This window comes from Simplicispira sedimenti, assembly GCF_022760965.1.
GTDB classification, from domain to species: domain Bacteria; phylum Pseudomonadota; class Gammaproteobacteria; order Burkholderiales; family Burkholderiaceae_C; genus Simplicispira; species Simplicispira sedimenti.
This window is the reverse complement of the sequence record NZ_JAKVIJ010000011.1, coordinates 26554-46395: the sequence shown is the minus strand read 5'-3', so window position 1 is coordinate 46395 and position 19842 is coordinate 26554. Positions and strand designations below refer to the sequence as shown.

The following is a 19842-nucleotide window of genomic DNA, read 5'->3' as shown; positions in this document are numbered from 1 at the left end:
AACGCGCCTGAAACGTGCGGGTTTTGAGAGGTTGTTAGACGATCTGGAGCGCTGATGTGGCCTGCCCGGAGGGACTCGAACCCCCGACCTATAGCTTAGAAGGCTATTGCTCTATCCGGTTGAGCTACGGGCAGGTGTGGCCTTTGCAAGGCCCCGGATCATAACCGGATGCTGTGCTGCCTTGATGCCTGATCAGGCCTATTCCATGTCTTCAAATACCAAGCTGGGTGTCACCATCACGCGCAACACTTCTTCGGGCAGACCGACGAGGCGCTGGCTTGCGAAGCCAAAGGGGGTGTCGGCTTCCAGCGCGGCGATGGCTACGTTGGCCATGGGCTGGTTTAGAGGGACGTAATAGCTGCCTGCCGGCACATCGATTGCGGTGCGCGCCAACGGGCTTGCCGCTGTGGTGCCGGGTGACTGGGGTGCTTCGGCCAGTACCGCTCCCGCTTCTGCAACCCGCAGTACCTGCAAGCCATGCAGGCGCAAGCGCTCGATGGCCGGCTGTGCCGTGGGTGCGACCCAATAGCCGCAGGGGCGTGCGCGTTCCAGTGTGGGGCTCAGGCGCAGTGCGCTGTCCCATTCCACGGTGGTCGGCATGTCTGCGCCAGTGTCCGGGTTCAGCAGGGTGAGTTCGCGGCTTTCGGTGGTGTGCGCGGCCTGCACCACCACCTTGTTGCGGCAGGCCAGCGCCACGGTGTCACGTATGACGAAGGAGCGCACTTGTTCCAGGCGCGCTGCGCGCTCGGAGGCCATGCGCAGTGCGGCGGCCATGGCATTGACCTGGGTGTGTACGCGTCGCTGGATATGGGTACGGCCCAGACCTACGCCACGGCTGGCTACGCGCAGGCTGACTGCGTGCTTGAGGCCCCACAGGTTGCGGCCACTGTCGGGCTGCACGCTGTCCATGACCATGCGGCGCTCGCCAGGCACGGCAGACGGGCTGTGCGCCCATTCCACGGCCAAGCCCAAGCCCTGCAATGCCTGTTCCAGCGGCTGTTGCATCCATTCGCGTGCGGCCTTGGTCACGAACTCGTGGACGTTGCCGGTGGTGGCGTAGCTCAGGTGGGCGTCATGCCGGTTCAGGCCGCCAAACTGCGTCAGCACGGCGCCTGCGGCAGGGAATTCGCCGCTGTCGAGCACCACCATGGGCCGGTAATCGCGCACGAGTTGGTTCAGTACGCGGGCTTCGGGGCTGTGCAGCAGCAGATGGTCGCGTTGGAGGTCGGTGCCGTCCGCTGTTGCGGCAGTGCCTGCTTCGGCACCGTCGGGGTTGGCGCGCGGCACGATGATGACGTTGATCCGCTCCAGCAAAGGTGCCAACAAGCCCTGCGCCAGTTCCTGGGCCACCACCAAGAGTGCCTCGCTGGAGGCTGGTGCATCGCCGTGCTGCTGTCCGATGAGCAGCACCGTGGGGCGTTTGCTCTCGGCCAAGGCTTGCGGTTGCTCGTCGCGTTCCTGGGTCAGGACCAGGGCGTGTATCGGGGCTCCCCGTTGCGATGGGCCCAGTTGCAACACGGTGGCCCGGGTGGTCGGCGGTGTGGTTTGCTGGGCCAGGGCATGGAGCCACTGGCCAATTTCGGCATTGGTGGTGAAGGCGCGGCGATCGGGGTGCAGACCTGGGGTGTGGTAGAGGATGGGCGGGTCGGGGAAGCGCGCTGCCACTTCAGGCCGGTAGGGCAGGTCGGGCAGGGTGCCAGTCAGTGGAGCCAGCGAGGGACGGACCACGGGCGCCGTCGTCGCCCCATCGGCGGTGCGTGGCACCGGCGCGGGCAGCACCACACCAGGGCGGGCCATGGGCGCCGGGGCCTGTTCCTGGCGGCTGGGCGGCGGAATCTGGCGCACCGGAGGAGGGGGACGGCTGGCATTGCGATCGGGCCAGGGGGGGAGCGGGGTGCTGGCACAGCCTGCCAGCAGTGCGCTGGTCAGGGCTGCAGCCATGAGCGCGCAGGGCCGGGCGCCCGCGCGGCTGGGGGTTGGAGAGCTGGAAATTTGCGAGAGGCTCATGCGTGGACCACGGTGCCCTGGCGCCGCCACATGGGGCCGGGGTAGGGCGGCATATTACCTGCGAAGCCGCTGGGCAGTCACAGGCGCACAAGGTCTGGTGTGGTGGATGGCACGCGTCATCGGAGAGGCCCGGCTGTCGATGCTCCAATAGCAAAAGCGCCAGTAGCTATCAAAACAATAGCTGCTGGCGCTTGAGGGACGGGCGGTGGCTGCAAATTGTTACAAATATGCAGCTTCCAGGGATGCGCGCTGACAGGAAGGCAGGGCGCAGCGACTGGGTTTCAGCGGCTGAAGCCGCGGGGGCCGCCGCGACGACGGCCACGGTCGGCCATGCTGTCGATGCTGGTGCGCATGGGGTCGGGTTGGCCGGAGCCTCCCATGCCACGGCGGGCCTGCAGGTTCAGGCCGCTGTGGGTACCCAGGTGTGCGTCGGGGCGTGGCGGCTGGTCTTCGAAGCGCTGCGGACCGCCCGCGCCAGGAGCCGAGCCACTGCGGTTGCGGCCACCACCGGCTTGCTGTGGTCCCTGGCGATTGCCACGGGGTGCCGGTTGCCCTTGGCGCGCCGCCTGGCCCTGGCTGTGCCCCCCACCCGCGTTGCCTTGGCCGGCAGGCTTTTTGCGTTGGCCGTTACCGCCCGCTTTACCCGCACCGGCGTTGGCACCCTGACGGTTGCCGCGCTCGCCCTGGGGGGCCTTGTTGGTGCGGATGCGCTCCATCATCTCGCTGCGGGCGGCCTTGGCGGCGGCCAGCATCACGTCGCGGCTCGGTGGCTTGCCAGCGCCGCCCCAGAGGGTCTGGCGACCCATCGCAATGGGCTCGGCCTTTTCGCCTTCGTCCGGGCCGAAGCCATCGAGGATTTGCACGGGGATTTCCTGCTTGGTGAAGCGCTCGATCTCCATCATGAAGCCCTCTTCGTCCATGCAGACCAGGCTCACAGCCTGGCCTTCACGCCCGGCGCGACCCGTGCGGCCAATACGGTGCACGTAGTCCTCGGGGACGTTCGGGATCTCATAGTTGACGACATGCGGCAGGTCGTCGATGTCGATGCCGCGGGCGGCAATGTCGGTGGCCACCAGGGCGCGGATCTGACCGGTCTTGAAACCCTCCAGCGCCTGCGTGCGAGCGCTCTGGCTCTTGTTGCCGTGCAGTGCCATGGCCGTGACGCCGTTTTTCTGCAGAAAGTCGGCCACGTTGTTGGCGCCAAACTTGGTGCGCGTGAACACCAGCACCTGGCTCCAATCGTTCTCTTGGATGATGTGCAGCAGCACTTGCTTTTTCTTGGCGCGGCCCACGGGGTGAATGACCTGGCTGATGCGCTGCACCGTGGTGTTGCGCGGCGTGACCTGGATGCTTTGCGGGTTGCGCAGCAAGGTGTTGGCCAGTTCGCGGATTTCGTCGCTGAAGGTGGCCGAGAACAGCAGGCTCTGCTTTTCGCGCGGCACCAGGGCAAGAATCTTCTTCACATCATGGATGAAGCCCATGTCCAGCATGCGGTCGGCTTCATCAAGCACCAGCACTTCGACGGTGGACAGGTCCAGGTGCCCCTGCTGCTGCAGGTCCAGCAGGCGGCCGGGCGTAGCCACGAGGAAATCCACACCGCGCTGGATGCGGTCGATCTGCGGGTTCATGCCGACGCCGCCGAAGATCACCGTGGAGTCCAGATCGAGGTACTTGCCGTAGGTGCGGATGGATTCCTCGACCTGTGCGGCCAGCTCGCGCGTGGGCGTCAGGATCAGCGCGCGCAAGCCTTTGCCACCGCGCTTGCCTTGCGGGGCGGGCTGCTGTGAAAGGCGGTGCAGCAAGGGCAGCGTGAAGGCGGCCGTCTTGCCCGTGCCGGTCTGTGCGCCGGCCAGCAGATCCTGGCCCTGCAGCACGGCAGGAATGGCTTGCGCCTGGATCGGGGTGGGGTTTTCATAGCCCTGCTCGCGCACGGCCTTCAGGATGGCCGGGGCCAGGTTCAGTTCGTCAAATGTCATGTAGGGAGATGCGCCTTCCGGGCGCCGGGGATCAGCCTGTCGGTACAACCGCTGTGGGCTGCCGAGCCAGTGTCAAGCCGATGGTTCTTTCGGATGGGACGGTGCAAATCGGGATTGCTGTCCCCAGCACATGTTGCTGATGCCGTGTCCACTGGAGGGCACGGCGCATGGCTATTGTCGCATGAGTCGATAATCACGGTTTGCCCACGGCACAATTGCCGCACTTTTTGACAGAAACAACTCCATGGCCCAATACGTCTATTCCATGAACCGTGTCAGCAAGATCGTGCCGCCCAAGCGGCAGATCCTGAAGGACATTTCGCTCTCTTTCTTCCCTGGCGCCAAGATCGGTGTGCTCGGTCTCAACGGCTCTGGCAAGTCCACGCTGCTCAAGATCATGGCGGGCGTGGACAAGGAGATTGAGGGCGAGGCCATTCCCATGCCGGGCCTGAAGATCGGTTATCTGCCGCAGGAGCCCCAACTCAACCCCGAGCACACGGTGCGCGAGAGCGTGGAAGAGGCCATGGGTGAAGTGTTCGCCGCCAAGGCCAAGCTGGAAGAGGTGTACGCCGCCTACGCCGAAGAGGATGCCGACTTTGACGCGCTGGCCGCCGAGCAGGCGCGCCTGGAGGCCATCATCGCCACGGCCGGCACCGACTCCGAGCACCAGCTCGAAATCGCCGCCGACGCGCTGCGCCTGCCGCCCTGGGACGCCAAGGTCGGCGTGCTTTCTGGCGGTGAAAAGCGCCGCATCGCGCTGTGCCGCCTTCTGCTGTCCAAGCCCGACATGCTGCTGCTCGACGAACCCACCAACCACCTGGACGCTGAATCGGTGGACTGGCTGGAGCAGTTCCTGCAGCGTTTCCCTGGCACCGTGGTGGCCATCACCCACGACCGCTACTTCCTCGACAACGCGGCCGAGTGGATTCTCGAACTGGACCGCGGCCACGGTATTCCGTACAAGGGCAACTATTCCGACTGGCTGCTGCAGAAGCAGAACCGCCTGGAGGCCGAGCAGAAGGGTGAGGAAGCCCGCGCCAAGGCCCTGAAGAAGGAACTGGAGTGGGTGCGCCAGAACGCCAAGGGCCGCCAGGCCAAGAGCAAGGCACGTATTGCCCGCTTCGAGGAGCTGAGCGATTACGAATACCAAAAGCGCAACGAGACGCAGGAAATCTTCATTCCTGTGGCCGACCGCCTAGGCAGCCAGGTCATCGAGTTCAAGAACGTCAGCAAGTCCTTCGGCGACCGCTTGCTGATCGACAACCTGAGCTTCAACATCCCAGCGGGCGCCATCGTCGGCATCATCGGCCCGAACGGCGCTGGTAAATCGACGCTGTTCAAGCTGATCGCCGGCAAGGAGCAGCCCGACAGCGGTGAAGTGGTGATCGGCCAGACCGTGAAGATGGCATTCGTGGACCAGCACCGCGACGTGCTGGCCAATGAAAAAACCGTCTGGGAAGACGTCTCTGGCGGTCTGGACATGCTCAACATCGGCAAGTTCCAGATGGCCAGCCGCGCCTATTGCGGCCGCTTCAACTTCAACGGCGGCGACCAGCAGAAGAAGGTGGGCATGCTCTCGGGCGGCGAGCGCGGACGCCTGCACCTGGCCAAGACCCTGATCCAGGGCGGCAACGTCCTGCTGCTCGACGAACCCTCGAACGACCTCGACGTGGAAACCCTCCGCGCGCTGGAAGACGCACTGCTTGAATACGCAGGCACGGTGTTGGTCATCAGCCACGATCGCTGGTTCCTCGACCGTATCGCCACGCACATCCTGGCCGCCGAAGGTGACAGCCAATGGACCTTCTTTGACGGCAACTATCAGGAGTACGAAGCCGACAAGAAAAAACGCCTGGGTGAAGAGGGCGCTCGCCCGCACCGCATGCGCTTCAAAGCACTCAAGTAGAAGTACGATAGGAGACCCGCGAACAATCCACCCGCCTGCAACAAAATGCAACAACCAGCTCCCGGTTCACGGACGGTGTTTCGTGCCTGCGTCGTCAACGCGGTGCGCGAGGGCGAGTCGCTGATGCAGCAGTTGGTGACGGTGACGCGGGGGGCGCTGGCCACTCAGGAAAGCGAGTTGCGCGACATTGCGCGGCGCAACCTGGCCAGCGATGCGCTGCGCCTGCTCAACCAGCACGAGGCAGCGCTGCTCAAAGGCTACCCAATGGCGCTGCTGGAGGTGTTTGCGGACGGCCCGGAGCCAGCGCGCACCACCAAGGCCGATGCCACCGGGCTGGATTTTGGCGAGCTCTCCCTGGTGGATGACGACGAAGTGCAGGCGCAGGTGGAGCTTTCACGCGCCCAGCAACTGGCCGTGCATGCGACCGAGGCGGTGCTTTCCGAGCTCAACGGCCTGGTCAGTGCGGCCCAGGGGCTGCGCCGCGTGCACCCTGAACGCAATCCGCTGCGTCCAGAAAACTACATTCGCGCCCTGCAGCAGGTCATTGCCGATACCGGCGTGGCCTCACCCATTCGCGAAGCCTGGATGCAGCCCATGCGCACACAGTTGGGCAGCCTGCTGGTGGATGTTTACAAGCGCGCGGCGCAAAGCCTGCGCGACCAGGGCGTGCAGCCTGTGGGGTTTGGAGCTGCGCCGGGGGCTTCAACGGGCTACGGCCCAGCGGGACGCAGCGCCTATGGCAATGCCTACGCCGCCCCGGGCAGCCAGTGGGGAGGCGCTCCCAGTGGCCATGGCGGCAGCTATGGCGGCGGTACAGGCTATGGCCCGCCCACCGGATACGGCCGCACGGGATGGGCCGCGGCCGATCCCGGCATGGGGGGGCTGGCTTCCGAGGCGGAGGAGGCCTTGCTTACCGTCGGCATCTTGCGCCAGATGTTGGCCGGAGGGGGCGATCCCTTTGAGTCGGTGCGCGCGCCGATGCCGATGGCTCCAGCCGGCATGACAGGGCGGCGCGGAGGTGAGGTGGCACCCTATTCCACGCAGGGCGCGCCCATCAGCGGCCATTACGCGCCCATGAATGTGTCCGCCGCCGAGGCCATGGAAGACATCGCCCAGCTGGAACGTCTGGTGGGGCGCTTGGCTGGCAGCAGCCAGCCTGGCTATGTCCCCAGCGGGCACAGTGCCCCGCGCAGTCTGTATGGGGTGAGCTATGGCGCGGCAGAAGAGGCATCTCCAGCACAGGCGGCTGAAGTCGTTGCGCGCATGGTGGAGAACATCGCTCAGGATTCTCGCCTGCTGCCGCCGGTGCAGCAGGCCGTGCAACGCATGGAGCCAGCCATTCGCCAGCTGGTGCGTTATGACGTGCGCTTTTTCAGCGACGCCAACCACCCCGCGCGCAGACTGCTGGACGAAGTGACCCAGCGCAGCCTGGCCTACACCGACGTCAACGCCTCCGGGTTTCGCAGCTACATGCGCCTGGTGCAGCAGGCAGTGGATCATCTGGCCCAAAAAGAAATTACCAGCGCCGCCCCCTTTGAGGCCGTTCTCAAGGCCCTGGAGTCGGCTTGGGCGCAGCAGGAGAAGAAGCTGCAGGCCCGACGGGAAGCCGAGCAGCAGGCACTGCTGCAGGCCGAGCAAAGGGAAATGCTGGCTGAAAAGATTGCTGCCAACATCCTGAAGCTCTCGGGTGTCGGCCACGTGCCTGCGGACATCATGGACTTTGCCACCGGCCCCTGGGTCCGCGTGGCGGCTCAGGCCCAGGTGCAGCAACCCGGTGCGGCAGATGGCGACCCTGGCGGTTACCTGGCCTTGATCCCGGAGCTGTTCTGGAGCGTGCAGCCCGCCTTGGTGGGCACCGACAAGGATCGCCTGATTGAAGTCATTCCCTCCATGTTGGCCAAGCTGCGCCAGGGGCTGCAGTCCATTGACCACCCGGTGGAAGAGACCAACGCCTTGATCGAGCGGCTGGTGCTGTTGCACCAGCAGGTGCTTGATGCCGCCGAGCTGGCGTCCCAGCAGGCAGCGCTGGATGTGGATCCTTCGTCGGACACTGCCGAGGCCATTCTGGAACAGGAAGCCACATCGAGCGTGGCAGGTCTTGACGTCAACCTCGAAGACTCGGCGCCAGAGGCGAGCCCGGAGCAAGAGGTCGATGAAGACCCTTTCTACATCGGTGCCTGGGTCGATCTGGTGACCAATGGCAAGGTGGTGCGCACCCAGCTTACCTGGGCCAGCCCGCACAACACCTTGTTCCTTTTTACCGGTGCAGACGGTAGCACCCAGTCCATGACCCGACGCATGCGCGACAAGCTGGCGGCCGAAGGGCTGTTGCGCGTGCTGCCGCGCCAGCATGTGGTGGATCGTGCCATCGGCGCCATGGCCAGCGCCCGTCGCAGCAAGCGCCCAAGCAACACCCGAAAATAATCAGGCGTCGGGAACTTTCTTGCGCACCAGCTGAATGTGGTTGCGCAAGGCATACAACTCATCGGCATAGGCCAGCGGAACGCTCACCTTGAGTACCTGGGCCTCCAGTGCGTCCAGTGCCTCGATGGCCGCGCTGGCAGGCATGCGCCCGGCGGCCATGTCGTCTTCCACACTGCGCAGCCGTCCATACCAGCGGAACACCCGCGAACGCACGCGGAACTGGTAAAGCGGCGGCACGACGCGCGAGAGCGGCAGCATGACGGCGATCAGGATGCCCAGCACCAGCCACATGCGCTCGATCAGATTGGCCAGCCAGAATGGCAAGTAGCGCTGCAACAGCGGCACCGGCTCGTTGATGGCGCGGTCGGCCTCGGGTGCGATGGGCAGCTCGTTATTGCGTGTGCCCGGAAACTCGCGTGCCCGGTTGAACCAGCCCGCGCCCCCATGCAGACCCTGGGCGCTCTGGGCAAAGAGCTGCAACAGGGCGGGGTGGGTGCCCTCGCGCGCCAGCAGGGCGGTGGTGGACGCCACCAAGCGTACATCGGCAGGGGGCACGTTGGTCGCCAGATCCACCACGCCCCGGGGCAGGGTGACGGGTGTGAGAAACGGAAAGCGACGTCCATAGGCCTCGTTTTGCGGAAAGTCCATCAGACGCACGCCTGGGGTCTGCAACAGCATCTGCACCATGGGCGATTCGGGGGCCGAGGCAAACACCAGCACGTCGATGTCGCCCGCCAGAAAAGCCACCGTGGCCGGTGTCTGCTCCAATCGCGACACCTTCAGCGCCTGGGTGTCAAGGTGGTTGGCTTCGAGCAGCTTGTCGATCAGCGTAGGCACGCCACTGCCTGCACTGCCCACATTCACGCGCAGGCCCTGCAATTGGGGCAAGGCGTCGAGCCGTCCGGAAGGCGACACGCGGCGCGCGGCTTTTTCACGATAGAACAGCCACAAAGGCTCGACAAACAGGCTGCCCAGCGACCGCAACTGTTCATGGTCTTCAGGCTGCAGCACGGCGGTGCCACCCTGCACAAAGGCCAGGTCGGCGTGGCCCTCGCGCAGCAGTTGCAGATTGGTCAGCGAGCCCTCGCTGGGCAGCAACTGCACCGTGATGCCTTCCACAGCCAGCGCCTGCTGGTAGCGCTTGCCGAATTCCTCGTAGGCACTCTGCGCCGGGCCGGTGGCCAACACCACGGTCTTGGGTGGTGTGGGCTGAAGCCACCAGTAGGCCAGTGCCAGCAACAGCACCGGCAGCAAAGCCAGCGGCCCGGCGGACACGATCATGTCGCGCAGCGAGAGCAACGAGTTTCGGAAGGCCTGGGACATGAGGTTGGAACGCGCTCTCAGCCGAGATCTGCCATGCACGGAAGAAGCAGCCCCTCGGGCGTGGTGATGCTGCGCGCCGCCTGCACCGCACGCAGCGTGGCGCGGGCCGTGGCCTCGGCGGCCAGCGCGCACAGCAGCAGCATGCCGGGGTTCCTGCCCGCCAGGCCCGTGCCAAGGGTGAACAGCGTGTCGCCATCGAGCTGGGTGTGCACCGGGTTGATGCTGCGCGCCAGGCCATCGTGCGCGGCAACGGCCAGACGGTGCGCCTGCGCCTTGGTGATGACCGCATCGGTCGCCACCACGCCAATGGTGGTGTTGGTGCCCGCCAGCAGCGACTGCGCCAACTCGCCGCGCAACAGCGCACGCCGGGTATCGGCCAGGCGCAATCCATCGGCGGTGCGGGCGCCCGCCACAGGTTGCGCAGTGTCGGGGTCGATCACATCGCCCACCGCGTTGCAGGCAATGAGCGCGCCCACTGTCACACCATCGACCGTGACCGAAGCGCTGCCAATGCCGCCCTTCATGGCCCGCGCCATGCCGAACATCTTGCCCACGCTGGCCCCCGTGCCCGCACCGACATTGCCCTCGGCCGGGTCGGCGCGCGAGGCGGCGGCGCAGGCGGCGTGGCCCGCCGCCGCATCGGGCCGGATGCGCATGTCGCCCACCATCAGATCGAACAGTACGGCCGAAGGCACGAGCGGAAGCCGGCCTACGCCAATGTCCAGCCCCACGCCTTGCTCTTCCAGCCAGCGCACGGCGCCCGTGGCGGCCTCCAGGCCCCAGGCGCTACCGCCCGAGAGCATCACGGCATGCACTTTTTCGACCAGGTTGCAGGGGTCGAGCAAATCGGTTTCACGGGTTCCAGGCGCCGCGCCGCGCACGTCCACCCCGGCCACGGCACCCTCACGGGCGATCACCACGCTGCAGCCCGTGGGGCGGCGCGTGTCGGTGAAATGTCCCACCTCGATCCCAGCCACGCGGGTGATGCTGCCAGGATCGGTGGCGCTGCTCATGCCTTGGCGCCCTGGTGGTAGCTGCTGAACACGCGCGTGCTGCCGTCGCGTGCCACCAGCAGCACATCGTAGGGGTCGCGCCGGTTGCCGTACACCGGGCCGTCCATGCCGGGTGATCCCACCGGCATGCCCGGCACCGCCAGGCCCAGTGCGTTGGGCTTTTGCTGCAACAGGCGGCGCACGTCTGCGGCGGGGACATGGCCCTCGATCACATAACCGCCGACCAGGGCAGTGTGGCAGGAGCCCAGCTTTTGTGGCAAGCCCAGGCGCGCGCGGGCGCCGGTGTTGCCGATGTCGTGCACCTTGAACTGGAAGCCGGCGGCTTCCATGTGGGTCACCCAGTCATGGCAGCAGCCACAGCTGGGGTCCTTCCAAAGTTCCACAGGCGTGCCTTGGGGTGTGGCGGCCTGGCTCCAGCGGGGCCAAGTGATGGCCGCCACACCCGCCCCCAACAGGGGCAGGGCGGTGGTCAGCCACTGGCGGCGGGGCAGGGAGCGCAGGGGAGGGCGAGGTTGGGATGGCATGGCGATCCTTGGGGCGTTCAATGGAGAGGAAATCCGAAATGGCGCGCTACAGACATTGTGCGGCATCTCCCTCGATCGGAGCCGCTGCGGTGCGCAAAGGTTCCGTCCGGTGGCTCAAGTGCCGGTGTAGCGCCCAGGCCGGTGGTTCAAGGCCAGCACCAGGTTGAGCGCCACGGCGCCCACCACCGACCAAGCCACGCGCAGGGGCTCTACCGTCCACAGGGCCAGCAGCACAATGCAGCAGTCCACCGCCATTTGTACCTTGCCTGCACGCCAACCGTAGCGGTCTTGCACGTACAGCGCAGCGATGCCCACCCCGCCCAGGCTGCAACGGTGGCGAAACAGCGCCAGAAAGCCGGTGCCGGTGATCAATCCCCCGGCAATGGCGGCGTACAGCGGTTCGATGCGTGCCATCTGCAGCCACTGGTGCTGCCACTCGGTCATCAGCGACAGCAGCAGCACCGCCACAAAGGTCTTGAGCGTGAATTCGCGCCCCAGCTTGCGCAGCGCGAGCCAGTAGAACGGCAGGTTGAGCACGAAGAAGATCTTGCCGAAGCCCTCGCCAGTGGCGTAGTGCAACAAAAAGGCCAGGCCCGCCGTGCCGCCGGTCAGCAAGCCTGCACTGGTGAAGAACGCCACGCCCACGGAAATCATCAGCACCCCGGTAAAGATAGCTACCACGTCTTCGGTGGCGCTGTGGGGCTCGGCGGCGGGAGGGGTGGGCGCGGTCATTGGCGGCGTGCAATAGAAAAGCGGGGGGAGAGGAATTGGAACACGGTTGCACTACAGCCCCACCGATGTCGGCAGCCTACCCCGCGCGCAATTCCCCCAGCGCCTGCCGGATCACGCTGATGCCGCCACTGATGGCCAGGCTCGCCATGATGGCTGCCACCGCCAGGTCGGGCCAGGCGGCGCCGGTGCCAAACACACCCAGCGCGGCCGCCAGCACGGCCAGGTTGCCCAGGGCGTCGTTGCGCGTACACAGCCAGACGCTGCGCATGTTGGCGTCACCCTCGCGCCAGGCGTAGAGCAGCACGGCCACACCCAGGTTGGCCGCCAGGGCCAGCAGGCCGATGGCACCCATGGTGACGGGCTCGGGCGGCACGCCCTGCAGCGCACCCCAGGTCACGCGCGCAATCACGAACACGCCAAAGGCCAGCATGCTTGCACCCTTGAGCAAGGCTGCGCGCGCGCGCCAGGCGGTGGCCATGGCCAGTACCCACAGCGACACGCCGTAGTTGGCCGCATCGCCCGCAAAGTCGATGGCGTCGGCCAACAGCGCTGCCGAGCCCGACTGCACGCCAGCCCCCAGCTCCACAACAAACATGGCAGCGTTGACGAGCAGCGCAATCCACAGAATCCGGCGGTAGCGCGGATCGGCGCTGGGGGGTGGGCTGCTGCAGCAGCCGCCATGGCAATGGGCGGACATAGGGGTTTCTCCAGAACAAGCGATCGATGGCATGATTGGAAACCCTCAAGCCACTTCAAGGTCAAGCATGTCTGCGCCAACCCCCCACCATCGTATCGGCGACGCAGCCCGCCGCTCGGGCGTGACGGCGGCCAACATCCGCTACTACGAGAAGGAAGGCCTGCTGCCCGCCGGTGTGCGTGCCGACAACAGCTACCGGCTCTACAGCGATGCCGATGTGCACCGTCTGCGCTTCATCCGCCTGTGCCGGGCCATGGACATGTCGCTGGACGAAGTGCGCTCGCTGCTGTCGCTGGACCTGCGCTCCAAGGCCGACTGCGATGCCGCCTGCACCACCATCGACGCCCACCTGCAGCATGTGCGCGAACGCCTGCAGGAGCTGCAGGCGCTGGAGCGCAGTCTGCTGGATCTGCGCAACGGCTGCGACGGCACAGGCGCGCACTGCCGCATCATCGAAGCGCTGCATGCCCAGGCAGATGCCCAACCCGGTGGCGAGTCTCCACGACCTGGTGGCCCCTTGCGGCATGTTTGATTTGCTACTATATTGATAGCTGATTGCGATTGATAAATAAGCGCTAGAGCCATATTTCATTCAAATATTCTGTCGCCCGCTATCATCCTCCCCATGCTGCACCGCCTTGCACCGCCAGCCCTGCATGCCCGCCTGTGGATGGCCCTGCAGCGCCGTGTGCTTGCCTGGGGGCGCATGGTGTATTTGGGAGCGGTGGTGCTGGTGCTGGCACTGTCGCCATCGACCTACGCCCACCCAGCACGGCGCAGCCTGATGCAGCGCATCTATCTGGAAACAGCCCCCATCCTGCCGGGCTTTACGGTGCTGGCCGCGCTGCTGAGCCTGGTGCTCACACGCATTGTGGTGGTCACGGCGCTGAGCTATGGGCTCACCGCCTATGCGCTGGAGATGGTCATCCGCGTGCTGGTGCTGGAGCTCATCCCGCTGACGGCGGCGCTGTTTGTTGCCTTGCGATGCACCATTCCAAGCGGCGCGGCGCTGGCCCAATTGCGCCATGCGGGCCATCTGGACGCTCTGCGCCGCGCCGGTGCCGACCCGGTGCGCGCCGAACTGTTGCCGCGCGTGGCTGCTGGGGTGTTTGCCTGCATCACGCTGGCGGCACTGTCCTGCGTGGTGGCCCTGGTCATGGCCTACCTGGGGGTGTACGGTTTCAATCTGGCGGGCTTGCCCAGCTATACACGCATGTTCGGCCAGGTGTTTTCGCCTGCGGTGACACTGGTTTTTGGCATCAAGACGCTGCTGTCCAGCCTGGCCGTGGCGGTGATCCCGCTGGCCTCTGCCCTGTACGATGAAGGCCAAGCCCTGTCGCAGCAAAGCGAGTTGGGCGGCCTGGCGCGCATGTTTGCGGTGCTGCTGCTGATCGAAGTGGCCTCGCTCGTGGGCAATTACTACTGAGAAGGTATGAACGCCACCCCACCGTCCCCACCCCCGGCTGCGCCCGAAGCGCTGCGCCCGGTCGCACACCTCGAACTCAAGGCCGCCGCGCTGCTGCTGTTCACGCTGGCACTCATCGTCGGCTCGGTGATGTACCTGCTGTATGCGCGCGGCGCCTTTGAGCCCACCCAGACCCTGGTGCTGGTGGCCGACGACTCCGAGGGCGTGGTGGTGGGCATGGACATGACGTTTTCTGGCTTTCCCATCGGCCGGGTGCGCCGCATTGAATTGGCCGACGAAGGCAATGCACGCATCGTTGTCGATGTGGCGCGCAAGGACGCGCACTGGCTGCGTGTCTCCAGCGTGTTCACCCTGGTGCGCGGTGTGGTGGGAGGTACGGCCATTCGTGCGTATTCGGGCCTGCTCAACGACGACCCGCTGCCCGACGGGGCCGTGCGCCCGGTGCTGCGCGGCGATGCCACGTCGGAGATCCCGCAGCTCATGGCCAGTGCACGTGAACTGCTGGGCAACCTCAATGCGCTGACCGCACAGGACGCCGCCCTGGCCAGCAGCCTGGCCCAGGTGCGCACGCTGACCGAGCGGCTCAATGCCCCTGGCGGCGCATTGCAGGTGCTCATGGGCAATGCGCAGGATGCAGGCAAGGTGCTGGCGGCGCTCGACCGCACCAACGCCTTGCTCACCCGCATCGACGGCCTGGCCGCGAAGACCGACACCCAGCTGTACGGTCCTGGGGGCCTGATGCCCCAGGTGCAGGCCAGCGTCGCGCAGCTGGGTGGCTTGCTGGCCGACACCCGCGCCACGCTGAAGAAGGTGGACGCCGTGCTGGCCGAGGCCCAGGCCGTCGGCGCCAATGTGCGCGAGGGCACGGCCGATCTGGGGGCGCTGCGTGCCGAGGTGGAGTCCAACCTGCGCAAGATCGACCAACTGGTGGGCGACATCCAGCGCAAATGGCCGTTTGCCCGCGATACGGAAATCAAGCTGCCATGACTGCGAACGCCATCCCCTGGACAGGGCGCACAGCCGCCGCTGCCACCCTGTGTCTGCTGCTGGCAGCATGCTCCAGCCAGCCCCCCACACCCGCGTGGCAAATGGATTCGCATGGCGCATCGCAGCGTGCGCTGGAGGCCTACCTCAGCGGGAACCAACGGGTGGCGACACTGGAATGGCAGCACGCCCGCCAAGCCATTGCCCGCACTGGCCAACCCGCACGCATGGCACGGTTGGAGCTGCTGCAATGTGCCGCACAAACTGCCAGCGCCATGCCCTGGGACTGCCCTCGCTTCGAGGCCCTGCGCACCGATGCTGCCGGGCCAGAGCGGGCCTACGCCGCCTATCTGGCTGGCCAGACGCTGGACCCCGTGCAGGCGGCGTTGTTGCCACCCGCACAGCAGGCCCTGGCCCTTGCCACCACGGACGCTGCGGCCGCTGCCCACGTCCTGCAGCTTTCTGACCCGCTGGCGCGCTTGGTGGCGGCCGGGGTGTTGCTGCGCCGGTCTCAGGCATCGCCTGCAGTGGTGCAGGCAGCTGTGGACACCGCGTCGCAGCAGGGCTGGCGCAGGCCCTTGCTGGCCTGGCTGGGGGTGCAGCGGCAGTGGGCAGAGCAGGGCGGTCAACCCGATGTCGCCGCCCGCATTCGGCGCCGCATGGATTTGGTGGAGCAGGGCGCTGCGCCCTGAAGACGGCCCTCCACACCACGCCCACACTTGCCATGGTCAGCCCTGAGCCAGCGAACGGCGCCCGCGCATCGACAGGGGCTTTTGCGCGGGCAGGGTGGTTGCGTCTGCGCTTTGCCGATGCGGCGCTGGAAGCCGACTTTCGCCGCTACCACCTGGCAGAGTTTCTGCCCCGCATGCGAAAGTCGCTGCCGGTGGCTCTGGCGCTGTTCCTGGCCTTCGCAATGCTGGATGCCTTGAGCCTGCCGCCGTTAGTGCGCGACGGCGTGCTTGGCTTGCGGCTGGGCGGCATCGTGCCGGTGCTCGCGCTGACCTGGGTTGCCTTGTACGTGCGCAGCCTGCGTGAATGGCTGCAATGGCTGGTCAGTGCTTCGGCGCTGGCGAGCGGACTGGGGATCGTGGGCATCATCTGGGTCGCTCGGGTGCACGCCTTCGGCTTGCCTTATGAAGGCATCATCCTGGCCACCTTCTTTTCCTATTTTTTGACCGGGCTGCGCTTTGTGGCTGCTTCCCTCTGCGGGTGGCTGGTGTTCCTGGCCTATGTGGCCATGGAGCTTCACGTCGGCCTGAATGGCGACACACTGTTGTACAACGCGTTTTTTCTGGCCACTGCCAACCTGATTGGATGCTTTGGAAACCATTTTCTGGAGCAAGCAGTACGTCAGAATTTTTGCTCCATGGTGCAAATGCACAAGCTCGCCGAGCGTGATTTCGTCACCGGACTGCTCAACCGCCGCGCCTTCAGTACCAGGGCAACAGGCATATGGCGCGAGGCCCTGCGGGATGGGCGCAGCATCGGCATCGCCATGGTGGATGTGGACCACTTCAAGCACTACAACGACCATTACGGCCATGCGGCCGGTGACGTGGCCTTGCAGTCGGTGGCCCATGTGATTGCCGAGCATGCCCGCAGACCGCTGGACGCTTGCGCCCGCTATGGCGGCGAGGAGTTTGTGGTGCTGTGGTACGACGTGGACGCCGACCATGCCATGGCCCTGGCCCAGCGCATGTGCCAAGCCGTGCAGGCGCTGGGTTTGCCGCATGTGGCCTCGCCCACCGCAGGGGTCGTGAGCATCAGCGTGGGTCTGGTATGCACTGCGGTGCACAACGCAGCCCAGTGGGACGCGGCCCTGCGCGCTGCGGACCAGGCCTTGTACCAGGCCAAACAGCAAGGGCGCAACCGCGTTTGCGCGGCCGACCCCCGCACCGCGGCGGGCGGATGACCGCCAGCCCTGGCTGTGGGCTGCGTCGGACAGCAGGGTTATTGCCAATGCGCAAGCGCTCGCAATATCTGGATACTTTTTCACGCACGACCGTTCGTTTTTGACCTGCATCACCATCCCCAGGGCGCGGTTGTGCATCCCAGTGGCAGGGATGGCAGACCAATCACCACGACGAGAGGGAATCCTGATGCGTACTTTGGGCCTGAACATTTCTCGAATCCGTCCGCGCCGCTGGGCGCTGGGTGCGGTGGCACTGCTGGGGGCGCTGGCCACAGGGGTGTATGCCACCAACTATTCGCTCTGGATCAATGGCCGCACCGGAGGCGGCCAGCCGGGCAACCATGCCGACTTCACGTACTGGGGCCCTGCCAGCACCGAGGCGGGGGTCAACAAAAAATCGGTCAATTGGGACGGCTACAACCGCATTGCCGACCAGAACTACCGCATCCGCGACGCCCTGGACTGCTACTGCACCGGGCAGAACTGGTGCTACATCGCCGCGCACAGTGCAGGCAACCTGCAGATCGGCTATGCGCTGTCGCTCTACGGCGGATCTGCCCGTTACAAGAAGAATGCCACTCCCAATGCCTCGGGGGTGTGCGGCAACACCGATGGCAGCACCCAAACGGGGTGGAATATCAAGTGGGTCAACGTGGCCGCAGGGGCCGCCGGGGGCAGCGAGCTGGCCAACGTGGGCAGTTGGGCGGTGTCGGACCCTCTCACATCCGACCTCAAGACGGCCACCGCACGCGCCATGTACGACCACAACCAGACCCGCGCCAAGTGGTTCTACATGTATGCGGGCGCCAAGGGCACGCTCTACTCGGGCATCCTGCCGGGACAGGACGATGAGGCCGTGGCCTACCACTCGGCCGGCGGTGTGTCGGGCAGCGGTGGCGCTGGCTTCTGCAACCCCTCGGACTGGTTTTGCAACGATCTGACCCTGGGCACAGCGGCCAACGAGGGTGGGCGCGCGAAATGGGCTTACCACAGCGTCCAGTTCCGGGACGACAGCGAGTCCCTCGACCACTACACCCGGGGCAACTGGGGCGGGGTGGTCTCCAAGGTGCGCGCCGACATGGCCGCCAACGCCCGCTGACCCTGCGGACACCCGGTGGCATCGCGGGCATGGATTGCGGCGGGCCTGGCCGCCGCTGCCGTAGGTGGGGCATGGTGGTGGTTGGCGGGCGACGGGGCCTCGGCGGGCGGGGCAGGGGCTGCCGCCAGCGCAGCGCCCTCGTCCGCCATGGCTTCAACCCTCGCCACGCCGGGACAGGCTGGTGCGTCGGGCCCGCCCACGCCCGGCGCGCAGGCTCCCCTGAGTGCTGCAGGGCAACAGGCCCAGGCCGAAAAACTGCGCTTGTGGCAAGCCCGCTACGAGCGCGCGGAGCAGGTGTATGCCAGCTACCGCGACGCCACACGCTACCCGCACGAGTCGCGTCCCCTGGCGGATCACCCCGACCAGGTGCGTCCTTTCGATCCGGTGACGGAAGAAACCCCTTTGCGCGATGCCAAGGGCGATGTCGTCAAGGGCGTGCGGCTACGCACCACCCAGGATCGGGTCTTCCTCAGCGGTACCGACGTGGCCCGTTTTTCCATCGAGGCCCTGAACGAAGAAGGCCAGCGCCTGCCGCTGATCGTGCGCGGCGCAGCAGCCCAGTCGGTCCCGGACACGCGCACGCCGGTGCCGCTGATCCAAACCGACCTGGCCTTTGCTGACAACGGCACCGGTGCCGATGCGCTGGCAGGCGACGGCGTGCATAGCGCCTTGCTCAGCCCTGCACAGCAAGGCTTTGGTCAATACGACGGCACCATCCGCATCCTGGCCCAGGTGGCTGCGCAGGGGCGACAAGGGGTGGCGCATTTCGACGTGGTGTACGCACCCGCCGTGCCCGCCACCTGGCACGGGGTGCGGGAGGCGGTGGAGGGCGGTTCGCTCCACTTTTACCTCAAGGCGCAGGTGCGCACGGCAGGTCGTTATGTGGTCAGCGGCCGCGTGGACGATGCGCAAGGCAAGCCATTTGCCCTGGTGCAGTTCAACCAGGAGCTGGGCTCTGGTGAGCAGGAAATGCGTTTGCAGGTGTTTGGCGCACTGATACGTGACAAGGCACCCGCCTTTCCGCTGCGCTTGCGCGACGTGGAGGGCTTTCTGCTGATCCCCGACCGTTTTCCCGACCGCGCGCTGATGCCGCGCTGGGCCGGTTTGGTGCACCAGAGTGTCAGCTATCCGCTCGCGCGCTTTTCGTCCGATGAATGGAGCAGCGAAGAGCGCGATCGCTACCTGGCCGAATATGCCCGCGACGCCGAAGCAGCCCGCCGCGAGGTGGATGCGCTCACACGACGATCAATTGAAGCCAAATAGTGCTCTGGCGCCCGCAAATAAAGCGTCAGATGCTATTAAATAGATAGCAAATGTTTGGCTTGGCACCATGGTCAGCGCAAGCCTGCACCGGTTTCACTGTGCTGCCGCTGGATCAACTCGATCTTGTAGCCGTCCGGGTCGGTCACAAAGGCGATCACCGTGCTGCCGCCCTTGACCGGCCCCGGTTCGCGCGTGATGTTGCCCCCGGCAGCACGGATGCGCTCGCAGGCGGCATAGGCGTCGGGTACCCCAATGGCGATGTGGCCATACGCGGAGCCCATGTCATAGCTCTCCACGCCCCAGTTGTAGGTCAGCTCGATTTCTGCCTGGCCGGGGTTGCCGCCGTCAAAACCCAGGAACGCGAGCGAGTATTTGTATTCAGGGTTCTCGGACTGGCGCAACAACTGCATGCCGAGCACCTGGGTGTAGAAGTCGATGGAGCGCTGGAGATTGCCAACGCGCAACATGGTGTGCAGGATTCTCATAGGCCCATTGTGCCGTGGGATGCAATGTATGGTTGGGCGCTGTGGTGATCCACGATGCAGCTTGTGCCGCT

Annotated in this window: 17 protein-coding genes and 1 tRNA gene; 9 read left to right on the top strand and 9 right to left on the bottom strand. The window is 65.9% G+C overall.

The window, feature by feature from the left end:
• Positions 1–57: 57 nt before the first annotated feature.
• The 3 genes from MJ602_RS12625 to MJ602_RS12615 all read right to left on the bottom strand — a co-directional run bounded on the left by MJ602_RS12625 (position 58) and on the right by MJ602_RS12615 (position 3983).
• Positions 58–134 (bottom strand) — tRNA-Arg (locus MJ602_RS12625).
• A gap of 64 nt (positions 135–198) precedes the next feature.
• A complete protein-coding gene (locus MJ602_RS12620; RefSeq protein ID WP_243021120.1) occupies positions 199–1941 on the bottom strand; it encodes a M14 family zinc carboxypeptidase in 1743 nt (580 codons plus the stop codon).
• A 347-nt stretch (positions 1942–2288) separates the two neighbouring features.
• Positions 2289–3983, bottom strand: a complete 1695-nt coding sequence (locus MJ602_RS12615; RefSeq protein ID WP_243021119.1) for a DEAD/DEAH box helicase — start codon at positions 3981–3983, stop codon at positions 2289–2291.
• Positions 3984–4227: 244 nt separating this feature from the next.
• Between MJ602_RS12615 and ettA the strand changes: the two genes are divergently transcribed.
• Complete coding sequence (gene ettA / locus MJ602_RS12610) at positions 4228–5889, top strand: energy-dependent translational throttle protein EttA (protein ID WP_162016233.1); 1662 nt, start codon at positions 4228–4230, stop codon at positions 5887–5889.
• Positions 5890–5934: 45 nt separating this feature from the next.
• On the top strand, positions 5935–8313 hold the full coding sequence (locus MJ602_RS12605) for a DUF1631 family protein (protein ID WP_243021118.1): 2379 nt from the start codon (positions 5935–5937) through the stop codon (positions 8311–8313).
• Here MJ602_RS12605 and MJ602_RS12600 read toward each other — a convergent pair whose 3' ends face one another.
• The 5 genes from MJ602_RS12600 to MJ602_RS12580 all read right to left on the bottom strand — a co-directional run bounded on the left by MJ602_RS12600 (position 8314) and on the right by MJ602_RS12580 (position 12602).
• Complete coding sequence (locus MJ602_RS12600) at positions 8314–9636, bottom strand: TAXI family TRAP transporter solute-binding subunit (RefSeq protein WP_243021117.1); 1323 nt, start codon at positions 9634–9636, stop codon at positions 8314–8316.
• A gap of 17 nt (positions 9637–9653) precedes the next feature.
• On the bottom strand, positions 9654–10649 hold the full coding sequence (locus MJ602_RS12595; RefSeq protein ID WP_243021116.1) for a P1 family peptidase: 996 nt from the start codon (positions 10647–10649) through the stop codon (positions 9654–9656).
• A complete protein-coding gene (locus MJ602_RS12590) occupies positions 10646–11173 on the bottom strand; it encodes a DUF411 domain-containing protein (RefSeq protein WP_243021115.1) in 528 nt (175 codons plus the stop codon). The genes MJ602_RS12595 and MJ602_RS12590 overlap by 4 nt, the downstream gene beginning before the upstream one ends.
• Before the next feature lie 114 nt (positions 11174–11287).
• Complete coding sequence (locus MJ602_RS12585; RefSeq protein WP_243021114.1) at positions 11288–11905, bottom strand: YitT family protein; 618 nt, start codon at positions 11903–11905, stop codon at positions 11288–11290.
• A gap of 76 nt (positions 11906–11981) precedes the next feature.
• Entirely contained in the window at positions 11982–12602 is a 621-nt protein-coding gene (locus MJ602_RS12580) for a cation efflux transmembrane domain-containing protein (RefSeq protein WP_243021113.1), read from the bottom strand.
• Between the two features lie 67 nt (positions 12603–12669).
• Here MJ602_RS12580 and MJ602_RS12575 point away from each other — a divergent pair, with 67 nt between their 5' ends.
• The 7 genes from MJ602_RS12575 (at position 12670) to MJ602_RS12545 (ending at position 19286) form a co-directional block, all read left to right on the top strand.
• On the top strand, positions 12670–13134 hold the full coding sequence (locus tag MJ602_RS12575) for a Cd(II)/Pb(II)-responsive transcriptional regulator (RefSeq protein WP_162016240.1): 465 nt from the start codon (positions 12670–12672) through the stop codon (positions 13132–13134).
• A 93-nt stretch (positions 13135–13227) separates the two neighbouring features.
• Positions 13228–14028, top strand: a complete 801-nt coding sequence (locus tag MJ602_RS12570; protein ID WP_243021112.1) for an MlaE family ABC transporter permease — start codon at positions 13228–13230, stop codon at positions 14026–14028.
• A gap of 6 nt (positions 14029–14034) precedes the next feature.
• On the top strand, positions 14035–15015 hold the full coding sequence (locus tag MJ602_RS12565) for an MlaD family protein (protein WP_243021111.1): 981 nt from the start codon (positions 14035–14037) through the stop codon (positions 15013–15015).
• Positions 15012–15704 carry a hypothetical protein gene (locus tag MJ602_RS12560; protein WP_243021110.1) on the top strand — a complete coding sequence of 231 codons (693 nt, stop codon included), beginning with the start codon at positions 15012–15014 and terminating at the stop codon, positions 15702–15704. Before MJ602_RS12565 ends, MJ602_RS12560 begins: the two co-directional genes overlap by 4 nt.
• Before the next feature lie 32 nt (positions 15705–15736).
• Positions 15737–16924: a GGDEF domain-containing protein gene (locus MJ602_RS12555; protein ID WP_162016244.1), complete on the top strand. Its 1188-nt coding sequence runs from the start codon at positions 15737–15739 to the stop codon at positions 16922–16924.
• A 187-nt stretch (positions 16925–17111) separates the two neighbouring features.
• Positions 17112–18023, top strand: a complete 912-nt coding sequence (locus MJ602_RS12550; protein ID WP_243021109.1) for a hypothetical protein — start codon at positions 17112–17114, stop codon at positions 18021–18023.
• A gap of 15 nt (positions 18024–18038) precedes the next feature.
• Positions 18039–19286: a hypothetical protein gene (locus tag MJ602_RS12545; RefSeq protein WP_243021108.1), complete on the top strand. Its 1248-nt coding sequence runs from the start codon at positions 18039–18041 to the stop codon at positions 19284–19286.
• 71 nt (positions 19287–19357) lie between these two features.
• Here MJ602_RS12545 and gloA read toward each other — a convergent pair whose 3' ends face one another.
• Positions 19358–19771, bottom strand: coding sequence for a lactoylglutathione lyase (gene gloA, locus MJ602_RS12540; protein WP_162016246.1), 414 nt, complete (start codon positions 19769–19771; stop codon positions 19358–19360).
• Positions 19772–19842 lie beyond the last annotated feature (71 nt).

Coding starts and splice junctions, on each gene's coding strand:
- MJ602_RS12620 (WP_243021120.1), bottom strand. CDS start 1,941: ATGGCTGCAGCCCTGACCAGCGCACTGCTGGCAGGCTGTGCCAGCACC.
- MJ602_RS12615 (WP_243021119.1), bottom strand. CDS start 3,983: ATGACATTTGACGAACTGAACCTGGCCCCGGCCATCCTGAAGGCCGTG.
- ettA (WP_162016233.1), top strand. CDS start 4,228: ATGGCCCAATACGTCTATTCCATGAACCGTGTCAGCAAGATCGTGCCG.
- MJ602_RS12605 (WP_243021118.1), top strand. CDS start 5,935: ATGCAACAACCAGCTCCCGGTTCACGGACGGTGTTTCGTGCCTGCGTC.
- MJ602_RS12600 (WP_243021117.1), bottom strand. CDS start 9,636: ATGTCCCAGGCCTTCCGAAACTCGTTGCTCTCGCTGCGCGACATGATC.
- MJ602_RS12595 (WP_243021116.1), bottom strand. CDS start 10,649: ATGAGCAGCGCCACCGATCCTGGCAGCATCACCCGCGTGGCTGGGATC.
- MJ602_RS12590 (WP_243021115.1), bottom strand. CDS start 11,173: ATGCCATCCCAACCTCGCCCTCCCCTGCGCTCCCTGCCCCGCCGCCAG.
- MJ602_RS12585 (WP_243021114.1), bottom strand. CDS start 11,905: ATGACCGCGCCCACCCCTCCCGCCGCCGAGCCCCACAGCGCCACCGAA.
- MJ602_RS12580 (WP_243021113.1), bottom strand. CDS start 12,602: ATGTCCGCCCATTGCCATGGCGGCTGCTGCAGCAGCCCACCCCCCAGC.
- MJ602_RS12575 (WP_162016240.1), top strand. CDS start 12,670: ATGTCTGCGCCAACCCCCCACCATCGTATCGGCGACGCAGCCCGCCGC.
- MJ602_RS12570 (WP_243021112.1), top strand. CDS start 13,228: ATGCTGCACCGCCTTGCACCGCCAGCCCTGCATGCCCGCCTGTGGATG.
- MJ602_RS12565 (WP_243021111.1), top strand. CDS start 14,035: ATGAACGCCACCCCACCGTCCCCACCCCCGGCTGCGCCCGAAGCGCTG.
- MJ602_RS12560 (WP_243021110.1), top strand. CDS start 15,012: ATGACTGCGAACGCCATCCCCTGGACAGGGCGCACAGCCGCCGCTGCC.
- MJ602_RS12555 (WP_162016244.1), top strand. CDS start 15,737: ATGGTCAGCCCTGAGCCAGCGAACGGCGCCCGCGCATCGACAGGGGCT.
- MJ602_RS12550 (WP_243021109.1), top strand. CDS start 17,112: ATGCGTACTTTGGGCCTGAACATTTCTCGAATCCGTCCGCGCCGCTGG.
- gloA (WP_162016246.1), bottom strand. CDS start 19,771: ATGAGAATCCTGCACACCATGTTGCGCGTTGGCAATCTCCAGCGCTCC.